We start from the raw sequence: 11,964 nt of genomic DNA, 5'->3' as shown, positions 1-11,964 counted from the left end.
AGTTTTGGGCAAGCCCCCGCGGCTGCATTCGGGAGGGTTGGGCAAGGCAATCCGAGAATCCGGCAACAATGGATGATCGATGGCGGGCAAACGGAGTTCACCGCAACTTTTCGAGGACCTGCCAATGCCCACCATTTCTCTCGTCACCGGCGCCAGCCGCGGCCTTGGCCGCAATACCGCGATCGCGATCGCGCAGCACGGCGGCGATGTGATCGTGACCTATCGCAGCGGAGCCGCAGCCGCTCGCGACGTCGTCACCGAGATCGAATCGCTGGGACGCAAGGCCGTCGCGCTCGAGCTTGACGTCACCGCCGTATCGACCTTTCCAGCGTTCGTCGCAAAAGTCCGAGCGGCACTGACGGAGCATTGGCGCGCCGAGATGCTCGATCACCTCGTCAACAACGCCGGTCAGGGTGAAATGGCCGCGATTGCCGAAACGACAGAGCAGCAATTCGACGCTCTCTTCGCCACGCACGTCAAAGGACCGTTCTTTCTGACGCAGGCCTTGCTGCCATTGCTCGCCGATAGCGGCCGGATCATTAACTTCTCCAGCGGGCTGACGCGCGTATCCTTCCCCGGCTTCTCAGCCTATGCTGCCGCGAAGGGCGCCATCGAGGTTCTGACGGTCTATATGGCCAGAGAGTTCGGCGGACGCGGCATCACCGCAAACGTCGTCGCCCCGGGTGCGATCGAAACCGATTTTCTCGGCGGCGCAGTCCGGGACATGCCGGATTTGAACCAGCAGTTCGCCCAAATGACCGCGCTCGGCCGCGTCGGCCTGCCCGACGACATCGGACCGATGGTTGCAAGTCTCCTCGGTCCCGACAACCGGTGGGTCACGGCCCAGCGCATCGAGGTGTCCGGGGGCCAGACGATCTGAGCGAGGCGGCACTGGGGGTTCGCGATCGAGTCGCGAACCCGGCGCGGTCCAGATCAAACGCCTAAAGCGCGATGAGATTGGGACGAATCGTCATCGCGCTTTAGGTTGTTGTTTGAGCATGATCTTTTCGGAAAACCGCTGCACACTTTTCCGGATCATGCTCTAGAAGCCGACCTTCTCGTTCACATAGAACGTGTTGAGGATGGTGACGCGGTCGCGATCGGTCTGGATCGGCGGGCGGCCGTGCCAGCTCATCCTGGTCAGCGTGTGATAGGCCTTCAGGACCACGAAGGCGTAGCCGACATTGGGCAGGAACGGGATCGTCTTCACCGGCTCCAGGCAATACGAGCCGACATGAAGCAGTCCCTTGAGCGAGGCCTTGTAGAGCGTCGTCCCCAAGGCTTCCTGGCTGGCGTCGGCGGGGCAATAGAGCTGCATCGTCACGACCTTCTTGCGCGTGTCCGGATGCGGCTTGATCTGATAGCCGTCCCTGTCCACGTAGACGACCGGCTTTGCCACCAAGGTCAGATCGTCGGCGCCGGCCACCTTGTCGCCACGGGCGCGAATCTCGAGCCCGTCATGCAGCCGCTTGCGGATCGCCTCCTCGACGCTCTTCGACGTCAGCATGGCCGACACCGCAGCCCATGCCGGCCGCAGCGACGGCTCGATCTTGTCGACGTTCTCGCCGTAGAGGCGCAGCGCCATGCGCGTTCCGGTCCCGGTGATCGGATCGTAGCCCTGAGTGGGCACGCTCCGGATCAGGTCACGGTAGAAGTCCTCCGGAAAGAACTCGCGGAAGACGATGTGCGGAAACGGAGCCGCGGAATGATCGGCGGCCTCGATGCTGCGCACCGCGTGTGCCGTGAGTTCGTCAACCAGGTTGGCAGGAGCCGCGACTTCCGCAAGCGCCGTCATGGGGACACCTCGTCCAAGGTTGGGCCAAATATGTTCAACTGTTGCTGGAGTTACCTTGCGACGTGGGCCTTGCGCAAGTCAACGGCGGCGGCCGCGACGCTTATTCGCGCGGTCGTGATCGAAAGCAGCGCCGCAGCATCAGCCAAATCAATGGATTAGCTGAGTTCCCAGCCGCAAATTCCCCCCTGTCGTCGCGCAGGACGAAGCGCTCAGGGCAATCTCAGCCCTTGCTCATCGCAGCGATCGCGTCCGCGATCTCGATCGTGCGGCGCGCCATGTCGGCGTGCAGACGCTCGACCATCGCACCGTCGAGGCGGATCGCGCCGCGCGAGACGTTTTCCGGCAGCTCGAACGCCGCGATGATCTTTCGCGCGCGCGCGACTTCCTCCTCGGGCGGCGTGAAGATCACGTTGCAGGCTTCGATCTGCGAGGGATGGATCAGCGTCTTGCCGTCGAAGCCGAGATCGCGGCCCTGCGCGCATTCGGTGGCAAAGCCGTCGGAATTGGCGATGTCGCTATAGGGACCGTCGAGGATCTCGAGGCCGTGAGCGCGCGTCGCCAGGATGCAGTGCGAGATCATCGGGATCATCGCGGCGCGGCCCGGCAGCATGCGGATGCGCGTCTCGCGCGAGATGTCGTTCGGGCCGAACACGAAGCCTGACAGCCGCGTCTTCGGATCGCGCCCGGCCGCGGCCAGTTCCTCGGCATGCAGCACCGCGCGCGCGGTCTCGATCATCGCCCAGACCTTCACGGTCGGCGCCGCGCCGAGCTCGGCCAGCTTGCGGCCGATCGTGTCGAGGTCCTCGACGCTGGAGACCTTTGGAACCAGGATGCCGTCCGGCGAGGCCTTGGCTGCCATCGCGACGTCGTCGGCCCACCACGGCGTGTCGAGGCCGTTGGTCCGGATCAGGATCTCGCGCTTGCCGAACCCCTTGGCCGCGATCGCGGCGGCGATGCCGTCGCGCGCCACCGCCTTGGCGTCAGGCGCGACGGAATCTTCGAGATCGAGGATCAAACCGTCGGCGGCGAGATTCCTCGCCTTCTCCAGCGCACGGGGGTTGGATCCGGGCATGAACAGATGGCTGCGGCGCGGGCGGGTCATGCTGACGTTCCTTCCGGTTTCCTCGTGTCCATTCTGCCCCGAGCCGATAGCACTTGGCCTGCCTATTCGAAAGGCTTGTTCGTTCCCCGGCTCTATGGTTAGGCATAGGTCATGATCACATTCCCGAAGCATTTGCTGGAAGGCTACAAGGCCTTCGCCACCCAGCGGCTGCCGACCGAGCAGAGCCGCTACCGCGAGCTGTCGGTGAAGGGGCAGTTCCCAGAAGTGATGGTGATCGGCTGCTGCGACAGCCGCGTCTCGCCCGAGGTGATCTTCGACGTCGGCCCCGGCGAATTGTTCGTGGTCCGCAACATCGCCAACCTGGTGCCGGTGTACCAGCCCGACGGCAACGCGCACGGCGTCTCGGCGGCGCTGGAATATGCGGTGACGGTGCTGAAGGTGAAGCACATCGTGGTGCTCGGCCACGCGCAATGCGGCGGCATCCGCGCCTTCGTCGACAAGATCGAGCCGCTCACGCCCGGCGACTTCATCGGCAAATGGATGCAGATGTTCATCAAGCCGGGCGAGGTGGTGGAGCAACGCGACCACGAGACCATGGCGCAGTTCGTCGAGCGCATCGAGAAGGCCGCGGTGTTCCGCAGCCTGGAAAACCTGACGACATTCCCGTTCGTGCAGAAGGCCGTCGAGGGCGGCCAGATGCAGCTGCACGGCGCCTATTTCGGCGTCGCCGAGGGCACGTTGTTCGTGCTGGACAAGGCGGCGAAGGAATTCAAGAGAGCGAATGGCGAATAGCGAGTGGCGAATGGTCCACTCGCTATTCGCAACTCACCATTCGCCGGTTACGCCGCCTTCTTCTTCGCGCTGATCAGCTTGCGGTTGATCAGGACTTCCGCGATCTGGATCGCGTTGAGGGCTGCGCCCTTGCGCAAGTTGTCGGACACGCACCAGAGCACCAGGCCGTTCTCCACCGTCGCGTCCTCGCGGATACGGCTGATATAGGTCGCGTCCTCGCCGGCCGCTTCATACGGCGTGGCGTAGCCGCCGGGCTCCTGCTTGTCGATGACGAGGCAGCCGGGCGCCTTGCGCAGGATCTCGCGCGCTTCATCGGCGGTGATCGGATTCTCGAACTCGATGTTGACGGCCTCGGAGTGGCCGACGAACACGGGCACGCGCACGCAGGTCGCGGAGAGCTTGATCTTGGGATCAAGAATCTTCTTGGTCTCCGCCATCATCTTCCACTCTTCCTTGGTGTAGCCGTCCTCCATGAAGACGTCGATGTGGGGGATGACGTTGAAGGCGATGCGCTTTGGGAATTTCTTCGCGACCAGCTCGTCATTGGTGTAGACGGCCTTGGTCTGGGAGAACAATTCGTCCATCGCGTCCTTGCCGGCGCCCGACACCGATTGATAGGTCGAGACCACGACGCGCTTGATCGTCGCCTTGTCGTGCAGCGGCTTGAGCGCGACCACGAGTTGCGCGGTCGAGCAGTTCGGGTTGGCGATGATGTTCTTCTTCTTGAAGCCTTCGGTCGCAGCCGCGTTGACTTCGGGCACGATCAGCGGCACGTCCGGGTCCATGCGCCAAGCCGAGGAGTTGTCGATCACGACCGCGCCGGCGGCGCCGATCTGCGGCGACCATTCCTTCGACACCGAGCCGCCCGCCGACATCAGGCAGATGTCGACGTCGGAGAAGTCGTAATGCTCGAGCGCTTTGACCTTCAGGGTACGATCGCCATAGGAGACCTCGACGCCGACGCTGCGGCGTGACGCCAAGGCCACGACCTCGTCCGCAGGGAATTTGCGCTCATCGAGGATGTTGAGCATTTCCCGTCCGACATTGCCGGTCGCGCCGACGACTGCGACTTTGTAACCCATCGTTCACTCTCCGATGAAAAAGCCCGTTCCCGAAGCTGACGCTTAAACAGGAAGAGCAGCGCTTCTATGCGAGAACCGGCCCCAAGACAACGTTGGACCATGCCTGAAGGCCGTGGATGCAATCGCCTGAGGCCAGGACGGCCGAAACTCCTACCCAGCTCTATCTGGCGCTTGCAGCCTTCGCCGACGAGGTCGTCGGCACGCTGGCGCGCCTGTTCGCCTATGTGGGGGCGCTCGCCCTGTTTGCCATCCTGGCGCTGGCGGCCCTCAACCAGCTGCCCGACATGCGGGACGATGAGCCGGCCACAAGGCCCGGCTGGACCGTGGCCGACCGCTCGCATCCGGCCTTCGCTGTGAGCCGGCTTGATTCATCAGATAAAACAGCCTCTTACACCATCCTCAGGCATCCCGAAGGCGGCCGTAGGGATGTGATGCGCTGGGCCGGCGAGGCGGACAAGCCCGTAGCCGAGCTCGAGATTTACCGGGAAGGCGGCGAATTCGACGTGGCCCGTCCGGCGGCAGCGGACCTCGCCATCCAGATGGGCCTGGGTTCGGCCACCCCGCTCGAGCAGGCCGGACTGATCGACACCAAATTCGGCCCCGTGGCCCTGTTCCGGCCGGTCGGCATGGACAAGGCGGCGCCGTCCTGCCTCGGCTACCTCAAGCGCAACGAGGAGCCGGCGCTGCAGATCTCCGGCTTCTCCTGCCAGGGCGACACGCTGCCCGCCCGGCGCGCGGCGGTCGCCTGCCTGCTGAACCGGCTGACGCTGCTGGCTTCGGGCAACGAGCCGAAACTGGCGGAATTCTTCGCCCATGCCGAGCTGAAGCGCCGCGCCTGCGAGGGCGCTGCTGCCTCCGACTGGCTGCTGGGCGCGGCCAACGCGCAATTGCGCGGGGCGCTTTGATCGGCATCAAGCTCAAGTGGCTGGTATTGATGCAACTTTTTGCCGGCGCGCACGATTATTCCCACCCGGTGTGACCCAATAGACCTAGTTGCAACCACCCCGGCCGGGCTAGTATAGGGCGAAATCGACTGGCGGCCTGCCGCCTGAAGGGGACGTGATGAGCTCGACATTTTCTGCGGCAACCAAATTGGCGACCTGGCTAGCGGCGGGCGCCGTCATTGCCGCGGCCTTCGCGACGCCGGCTGCGGCCGACACCAAGACCAAGCGCTATGACGAGCGCGGCCGGGTCTATTACGGCCCGAGCGGCCCCAACTCGGTCTACCAGCAGGGTCGCACCCGCATCTATGTGAGCAAGCGCTCCTGGCTCGACGGCGGCACCGAGGTCAATCCGGGCGACCGCAAGTTCATGGATTACGCTTTCCCGCCGGAGATCGGCTATCCGACCTTCGCACGCGAGAACAACAACCGTCCGATCGATCGCCAGCCGCTCTCGACGCCGGCCGACGTCGGCGGCTATCCGCGGAATTTCCCGCTGTACTGAGGCGACGCGGCGACCGAATCAAAAGGCCGGGCTTCACGCCCGGCCTTTTTGATTTTGCGAGGTGTCATAGGGCACACTTGCCTCTACATCGTCATTGCGAGCGCAGCGAAGCAATCCAGAATCTCTCTGCGGAACGATTCTGGATTGCTTCGTCGCTTCGCTCCTCGCAATGACAGCTGAGGCTACGCGTTGGCAGCCGGGTCATAGCGTCGGCAAAATTCCTCGATCGCCTCGGAGCGGAAATCGCCGAGGCGCTCGAAGATGAGCTCGTCCGGCCAATCCCACCAGGCGATACGGCGCAGGCTCGCCGCGACGGAATCGGGAAAACGCTTGCGGATGGGGCGCGCGGGAACGCCGCCGACGATCGTGTAGGGCGCGACATCGCGGCTGACGACCGCGCCCGCCGCGATCACCGCGCCGTCGCCGACCGTGACACCCGGCAGCAGAATCGCAGCGTGGCCGATCCAGACGTCATTGCCGACGATGACGCGGTCGCCGCGGCGATCAGCGAAGAAGTCGCGGTCACGCGTCGCGCTCGCCTCGTAATATTCGGGGACATAGGTGAAGCGATGCTGGGACGCGCGGCCCATCGGATGATTGGGCGCACCGATCCGCACCGAATTGGCGATCGCGGTGAATTTGCCGATGGCAGCGTCAGCGACGTCGCAGGACTCGCCGAGATAGGAGTAGTCGCCGAGCGAGGCATATTCGATGCGGGTGTTGGCGAGGATCTCGCAGCGGCGCCCGATCTGCGCTTCGCGCTGGCGCACCGTTTCATGGATGACGGTTTCTGCGATCTTGGGGCGGGGTGAGGCATCCATGAATGGCTCCGGAAGCAGCTGCCGTAGGGTGGGCAAAGGCGCAGCGCGCCGTGCCCACCATCTCTCTCTCATCGCAATCTATTGGTGGGCACGCTTCGCTTTGCCCACCCTACGAGTGCGGTGCTTGCCGTCAGGCGTGCAGCTTCTGCAATTCCTTCAGGATCGCTTCGCCCATCTGCGTGGTGGAAGCAGCCGTCGTGCCTTCCGACTTGATGTCGGCGGTGCGCAGGCCGCTCGCCAGCACGGCGGCGATTGCGGCGTCGACCTTGTCGGCGAGATCGCCCATGTCGAAGGAGTAGCGCAGCGCCATGCCGAACGACGAGATCATCGCAATGGGATTGGCGAGGCCCTTGCCGGCAATGTCAGGCGCCGAACCGTGCACCGGCTCGTACAGCGCCTTGCGCTTCTTGCTCTTCACATCCACCTCGCCGAGCGAAGCCGAGGGCAACATGCCGAGCGAGCCGGTCAGCATCGCCGCGATATCGGACAGCATGTCGCCGAACAGATTGTCGGTAACGATGACGTCGAACTGCTTCGGCCACTTCACCAGCATCATGCCGCCGGAATCGGCGAGCTGATGCTCGAGCGCGACGTCGGGGTATTCGCGCTTGTGGACCTGAGTCATGACCTCGTTCCAGAGCACGCCCGACTTCATGACGTTGCGCTTCTCCATCGACGTCACCTTGTTCTTGCGCTTCCTGGCAAGCTCGAAGGCAACGCGGCCGATGCGCTCGATCTCATAGGTGTCGTAGACCTGGGTATCGACGGCGCGCTTCTGGCCATTGCCGAGATCGGTGATGGTTTTGGGCTCGCCGAAATAGACGCCGCCGGTGAGCTCGCGCACGATGACGATGTCGAGGCCCTCGACCGCCTCGCGCTTCAGGCTGGAGGCATCGGCCAGCGCCGGGTAGCACACGGCGGGACGGAGGTTGGCGAACAGGGCCAGATCCTTGCGCAGCCGGAGCAGACCGGCTTCGGGACGCACTTCGTAGGGAACCGCGTCCCACTTGGGGCCGCCGACCGCGCCGAAGATGATGGCGTCGGCGGCCAGCGCCTTGGCCATGTCGCCCTCGGAGATCGACACCTTGTGGGAGTCATAGGCCGAGCCGCCGACGAGGCCGGTGTCGGTCTCGAACTTGGCGATCCCGGCCGAATTGAGCCAATCGATCAGCCGCTTCACCTCGCCCATCACCTCGGGGCCGATACCGTCGCCGGGGAGCAGCAGCAATTTGTGGGTCGCCATGGTCGTTTCCTCTCAGATCGAATTCGGCCGGAGTGCTAGAGCGGCGTTGCGTGCTTGGCAAGACACCATTGCCGCACCGCGCCTGTGCAAGGCGCACCGGGCCTGCCACACTGCACCGGCCGGAGAACCCCTTGCACGCGCCTGACCGCCCTCGACCCGACGCACATCCCGCGCGGCTGATCCTGACCCTGTCGCTGGCGGCGACGGTCGGGCTCGGCATCGGCCGCTTTGCCTATGCCTTGGTGCTGCCGGACATGCGGGAGGACCTCGGCTGGTCCTACTCGGCGGCGGGTTTCATGAACACCATCAATGCCGTCGGCTATCTCGTCGGCGCGCTTGCGGCGTCGCGGCTGATCCAGCGGGTCGGCTGGGCGGCGGCGATCCGCGGCGGGACCCTGGCCTGCGTCGCCGCGCTCGCCACCTGCGCGCTGACGGGCAATTTCGTCGCGCTGAGCCTCGCCCGCCTCGTGCTGGGCCTCGGCGCCGCGGCCGGCTTCGTCGCCGGCGGCGCGCTCGCCGCAACCATCGCGCAGTCGCACCCGGAGCGGGCCAACTTCCTGCTCAGCCTGTTCTATGCCGGGCCCGGCATCGGCATCCTCTCCTCGGGGCTGATCGCCCCGTTCACGCTGCAATATTTCGGGCCGGGCTCGTGGTGGATCGTATGGTGGGCGCTGACGCTGCTCTCGGCGGCGATGACCGTGCCGCTGTTCCTGACTCGCATCGAGAGCGGCGCGCGCTTCTCCGAAGGCAGCCACGCCACCTTCGCGATCCTGCCCGTGCTGATTTATCTCGCCGCGTATTTCCTGTTCGGTGCGGGCTACATCGCCTACATGACCTTCATGATCGCCTATGTCCGCGACGGCGGCGGCGGTGCGGCGGCACAGGCCGCATTCTGGGGCCTGATCGGTCTTAGCGCCTTCGTCACGCCCTGGGCCTGGCGCGGCGTGCTCGCGCTCGATCGCGGCGGGCTTGCCACCGCGATCATCCTCGGCACCAACGCGCTCGGCGCCGGCTTGCCGATGCTCGGGCATTCCCCGACATGGCTTGCGATTTCAGCGGTGGTGTTCGGCGTTGCCTTCTTCGCCGTGGTCGGCTCGACCACCGCCTTCGTCCGCTTCAACTATCCGCCGCAGATGTGGCCAACCGCGATCGCAGCGATGACGATTTCGTTCGGCGTCGGCCAGACGCTCGGCCCGATCGTCGTGGGTGCGATCACGGATGCGCTGGGGAGCTTGAGTTACGCGCTGAATGTGTCGGCAGCGCTGCTGGCCTTGGGGGCGGTTGCAGCGCTGTGCCAGCGCAAGGTGGGGCCGGCCAAGTCATCGGTGCCGTAGGGTGGGCAAAGCGACTTGTCCGCCGTAGCTCGAGGAGCGAAGGCGGAAGCGTGCCCACCAACACTGCGTGGGCACGGCGCTCCGCGCCTTTGCCCACCCTACGGCACTACGGCAGCGGAGCTAGCTCCCACTGAACGAATTATAGCCCTGGTCTTCCCAATAGCCGCCCTTGTAGTCGTTGGTGACTTCCATCGAGACCACGTATTTCGGGTTCTTGAAGCCGAGCTTGGTCGGCACGCGGATCTTCATGGGAAAACCATAGGCGCGCGGCAAGATCTCGTTCGCATATTTGAACGTCATCTGGGTCTGCGGATGCAGCGCGCTGCGCATGTCGAGCGGCGAGTTGTAGCCGTCCTTGTCGGCGCACTGGAACCAGACATATTTCGCGCGCGTGTCGGCGCCGATCAGCTTGAGGAAATCGCGCAAGGGCGTGCCGGTCCAGCTGCCGATCGCGCTCCAGCCCTCGACGCAGATGTGACGGGTGATTTGCGTCACCTGCGGCAGCTTGTAGAGCTCGTCCAGCGTCCAGGACTTCTTGTTGTCGACGAGGCCGCGCACCTCGAGCTTCCAGTCTTTGCCGTCGACATCGGGCGCGTCGTCGAGATCGTAATAGGCGTTGAACGGGAACGGCTTTGTGATCGCGCTCTCCGGGAAGGTCGGTGCCAGCGCATCGGGATTGAAGATGAAGCCCTGCACGGCATCGTTGAACTTCGAAACCTTGGCCAGCATGGTCTCAGCCGAGGACGAGTCGATCACGTCGCAGCCGGTGAGCAGCGTCAGCGCCCCCAGGCTGGCACCGCCGGCGATGAAGCGGCGACGGGTAAAATCCGGCATCGCCTTGATGGAGTCCTTGATCAGCAGCCGCTTGTCGACGCCGGGGATCAGGAATGAACGCTTGGCCATCGCTATTCTCCTTTATCGCCCGATAATCATCGCGCGCAGACTCTTCGGCACCAGCAGCGCGAGCAAAACGTGAATGACGAGGAAGGCGCAGATCGCGGCCATGCAGAAGAAATGCACGTAGCGCGCGGTCGGATAATCGCCGAACAGCATCACCAGGTAATAGAACTGAACCGGCTTCCACATTCCGAGGCCGGAGAGCACAATCAGCACGCCGACCACGATGATGCCGGCATAGAGCAGGCGCTGCACGTAATTGTAGACGGTGAGGTCGTCATGACCGAGCTTGAAGGTCAGCGCGGCCCTGACGTCGTGGAGCACGCCTGACGGCGTGATCGGCAGCAGCTTCTTCCGGAAGCGGCCGGTGGCAAAGCCGGTGATGAGATAGGCAAGGCCGTTGATCATCAACAGCCACATCGCGGCAAAATGCCAGAGCAGGCCGCCGCCGAGCCAACCACCGAGCGTGTATTCGCGCGGAAAACTGAAGCCGAACAGCGGCGAAGCGTTGTAGATCTGCCAGCCCGACAGGATCATCAGGATCATGGCGAGGGCATTGATCCAGTGCATGACGCGAACCCAGGCCGGCTGGATCACCTTGGCCGGGGTGGCGCTGACCTGCTCGCCTGAGACTGTGAGGCTCGACATGATGGTTCCGTCCTGAACGTGGTCTGACACAGAATATACGCCGCTGCGGCCGCTTTCGTTACGCCCTGTCCGGCATCGAATCGATACCGTCAGGCTATGCCGGTCACAATAAAGCGAGCCGGGTGCCCCCGGCTCGCCGTTTTCGTCGCATCCGGTTCGGGGGATGAAACCGGGCTGCGCGGTGTTACGTCGCCGGCATCAGCACGGTGTCGACCACATGGATGACGCCGTTGGACTGGTTGACGTTGGAGATCGTCACCATCGAGGTGCCGCCCTTGGCATCGACGATCCAGACCTTGCCGTCCATCTTCTTCACCGTGAGCTCCTCGCCCTCGGCGGTCTTCAGCTTCTTGCCGTCGGTGAGATCGGAGGCTTCGAGCTTGCCGGGCACGACATGGTAGGTGAGGATCTTGGTCAGCGTCGCCTTGTTCTCGGGCTTGACCAGATTGTCGACGGTGCCGGCCGGCAGCTTGCCGAAGGCGGCGTTGGTCGGCGCGAACACCGTGAACGGGCCCTTGCTTTCCAGCGTCTGCACGAGACCGGCAGCCTTCACGGCCGCGACCAGCGTGGTGTGGTCCTTGGAGTTGACCGCGTTCTGGACGATGTTCTTGGACGGGAACATCGCGGCACCGCCGACCATGACGGTCTTCTCCTCGGCACGAACAGGCGCGACGACGGTCGCGGTGATGGCCAGAGCGCTGAAGGCGGCAGCAGCGAGATAGGCAATACGCTTCGACATGGAAAGTCTCCCGATTGAATGGTGACCGGCAAGGGCCGGCGTTGAGTTGGGGCAACGAAGGCGGCTTGCGGCAGTCTCGAGGTGAAGCAGCAGCGCCGTCGTTG

General features: G+C 64.3%; 13 protein-coding genes. 5 read left to right on the top strand and 8 right to left on the bottom strand.

All coding sequences use genetic code 11. From position 1 onward, the window contains the following. The first annotated feature begins 124 nt into the window (after nucleotides 1-124). Nucleotides 125-880, top strand: a complete 756-nt coding sequence (locus tag AAFG16_RS00740) for an SDR family oxidoreductase (protein ID WP_342736521.1) — start codon at nucleotides 125-127, stop codon at nucleotides 878-880. Between the two features lie 162 nt (nucleotides 881-1,042). Here the strand turns inward: AAFG16_RS00740 and AAFG16_RS00735 are convergent, their stop codons facing one another. Together AAFG16_RS00735 and AAFG16_RS00730 are read right to left on the bottom strand one after the other, a co-directional pair. Then, on the bottom strand, nucleotides 1,043-1,795 hold the full coding sequence (locus AAFG16_RS00735; RefSeq protein ID WP_283083104.1) for a hypothetical protein: 753 nt from the start codon (nucleotides 1,793-1,795) through the stop codon (nucleotides 1,043-1,045). Nucleotides 1,796-2,015: 220 nt separating this feature from the next. Further along, the gene (locus AAFG16_RS00730; protein ID WP_283083103.1) at nucleotides 2,016-2,897 is read right to left on the bottom strand and encodes a CoA ester lyase; all 882 of its coding nucleotides are present in this window, start codon (nucleotides 2,895-2,897) and stop codon (nucleotides 2,016-2,018) included. Nucleotides 2,898-3,008: 111 nt separating this feature from the next. Here AAFG16_RS00730 and AAFG16_RS00725 point away from each other — a divergent pair, with 111 nt between their 5' ends. Next, a complete protein-coding gene (locus tag AAFG16_RS00725) occupies nucleotides 3,009-3,650 on the top strand; it encodes a carbonic anhydrase (RefSeq protein WP_342736519.1) in 642 nt (213 codons plus the stop codon). 47 nt (nucleotides 3,651-3,697) lie between these two features. On the opposite strand, the gene AAFG16_RS00720 is transcribed toward AAFG16_RS00725, so the two are convergent. Beyond that, on the bottom strand, nucleotides 3,698-4,732 hold the full coding sequence (locus AAFG16_RS00720; protein ID WP_027561821.1) for an aspartate-semialdehyde dehydrogenase: 1,035 nt from the start codon (nucleotides 4,730-4,732) through the stop codon (nucleotides 3,698-3,700). Between the two features lie 116 nt (nucleotides 4,733-4,848). On the opposite strand from AAFG16_RS00720, the gene AAFG16_RS00715 reads away from it, so the two are divergent. Beyond that, nucleotides 4,849-5,637: a hypothetical protein gene (locus AAFG16_RS00715; RefSeq protein WP_342736516.1), complete on the top strand. Its 789-nt coding sequence runs from the start codon at nucleotides 4,849-4,851 to the stop codon at nucleotides 5,635-5,637. Nucleotides 5,638-5,794: 157 nt separating this feature from the next. After that, nucleotides 5,795-6,178, top strand: coding sequence for a hypothetical protein (locus AAFG16_RS00710; RefSeq protein WP_283083099.1), 384 nt, complete (start codon nucleotides 5,795-5,797; stop codon nucleotides 6,176-6,178). Between the two features lie 182 nt (nucleotides 6,179-6,360). On the opposite strand, the gene AAFG16_RS00705 is transcribed toward AAFG16_RS00710, so the two are convergent. Next, nucleotides 6,361-6,999 (bottom strand): DapH/DapD/GlmU-related protein, encoded by a 639-nt coding sequence (locus AAFG16_RS00705; RefSeq protein WP_342736514.1) that lies wholly within the window; start codon nucleotides 6,997-6,999, stop codon nucleotides 6,361-6,363. 130 nt (nucleotides 7,000-7,129) lie between these two features. Further along, a complete protein-coding gene (gene leuB / locus AAFG16_RS00700) occupies nucleotides 7,130-8,242 on the bottom strand; it encodes a 3-isopropylmalate dehydrogenase (protein WP_342736512.1) in 1,113 nt (370 codons plus the stop codon). 131 nt (nucleotides 8,243-8,373) lie between these two features. On the opposite strand from leuB, the gene AAFG16_RS00695 reads away from it, so the two are divergent. Beyond that, entirely contained in the window at nucleotides 8,374-9,576 is a 1,203-nt protein-coding gene (locus AAFG16_RS00695; protein WP_283083096.1) for a YbfB/YjiJ family MFS transporter, read from the top strand. Nucleotides 9,577-9,696: 120 nt separating this feature from the next. Here AAFG16_RS00695 and AAFG16_RS00690 read toward each other — a convergent pair whose 3' ends face one another. The 3 genes from AAFG16_RS00690 to AAFG16_RS00680 form a co-directional block, all read right to left on the bottom strand. Next, the gene (locus AAFG16_RS00690; RefSeq protein WP_283083095.1) at nucleotides 9,697-10,479 is read right to left on the bottom strand and encodes a molybdopterin-binding protein; all 783 of its coding nucleotides are present in this window, start codon (nucleotides 10,477-10,479) and stop codon (nucleotides 9,697-9,699) included. Between the two features lie 12 nt (nucleotides 10,480-10,491). Further along, the gene (locus tag AAFG16_RS00685) at nucleotides 10,492-11,121 is read right to left on the bottom strand and encodes a cytochrome b/b6 domain-containing protein (protein WP_342736508.1); all 630 of its coding nucleotides are present in this window, start codon (nucleotides 11,119-11,121) and stop codon (nucleotides 10,492-10,494) included. 184 nt (nucleotides 11,122-11,305) lie between these two features. Further along, nucleotides 11,306-11,860, bottom strand: coding sequence for a fasciclin domain-containing protein (locus AAFG16_RS00680; RefSeq protein WP_283083093.1), 555 nt, complete (start codon nucleotides 11,858-11,860; stop codon nucleotides 11,306-11,308). Nucleotides 11,861-11,964 lie beyond the last annotated feature (104 nt).

It is taken from the genome of Bradyrhizobium sp. B117 (assembly GCF_038969555.1).
Classification (GTDB): domain Bacteria; phylum Pseudomonadota; class Alphaproteobacteria; order Rhizobiales; family Xanthobacteraceae; genus Bradyrhizobium.
This window is presented reverse-complemented; position numbering and strand designations above follow the sequence as displayed.

Coding starts and splice junctions, on each gene's coding strand:
- AAFG16_RS00705 (WP_342736514.1), bottom strand. CDS start 6,999: ATGGATGCCTCACCCCGCCCCAAGATCGCAGAAACCGTCATCCATGAA.
- AAFG16_RS00720 (WP_027561821.1), bottom strand. CDS start 4,732: ATGGGTTACAAAGTCGCAGTCGTCGGCGCGACCGGCAATGTCGGACGG.
- AAFG16_RS00685 (WP_342736508.1), bottom strand. CDS start 11,121: ATGTCGAGCCTCACAGTCTCAGGCGAGCAGGTCAGCGCCACCCCGGCC.
- AAFG16_RS00710 (WP_283083099.1), top strand. CDS start 5,795: ATGAGCTCGACATTTTCTGCGGCAACCAAATTGGCGACCTGGCTAGCG.
- AAFG16_RS00735 (WP_283083104.1), bottom strand. CDS start 1,795: ATGACGGCGCTTGCGGAAGTCGCGGCTCCTGCCAACCTGGTTGACGAA.
- AAFG16_RS00725 (WP_342736519.1), top strand. CDS start 3,009: ATGATCACATTCCCGAAGCATTTGCTGGAAGGCTACAAGGCCTTCGCC.
- AAFG16_RS00730 (WP_283083103.1), bottom strand. CDS start 2,897: ATGACCCGCCCGCGCCGCAGCCATCTGTTCATGCCCGGATCCAACCCC.
- AAFG16_RS00715 (WP_342736516.1), top strand. CDS start 4,849: ATGCAATCGCCTGAGGCCAGGACGGCCGAAACTCCTACCCAGCTCTAT.
- AAFG16_RS00690 (WP_283083095.1), bottom strand. CDS start 10,479: ATGGCCAAGCGTTCATTCCTGATCCCCGGCGTCGACAAGCGGCTGCTG.
- leuB (WP_342736512.1), bottom strand. CDS start 8,242: ATGGCGACCCACAAATTGCTGCTGCTCCCCGGCGACGGTATCGGCCCC.
- AAFG16_RS00740 (WP_342736521.1), top strand. CDS start 125: ATGCCCACCATTTCTCTCGTCACCGGCGCCAGCCGCGGCCTTGGCCGC.
- AAFG16_RS00680 (WP_283083093.1), bottom strand. CDS start 11,860: ATGTCGAAGCGTATTGCCTATCTCGCTGCTGCCGCCTTCAGCGCTCTG.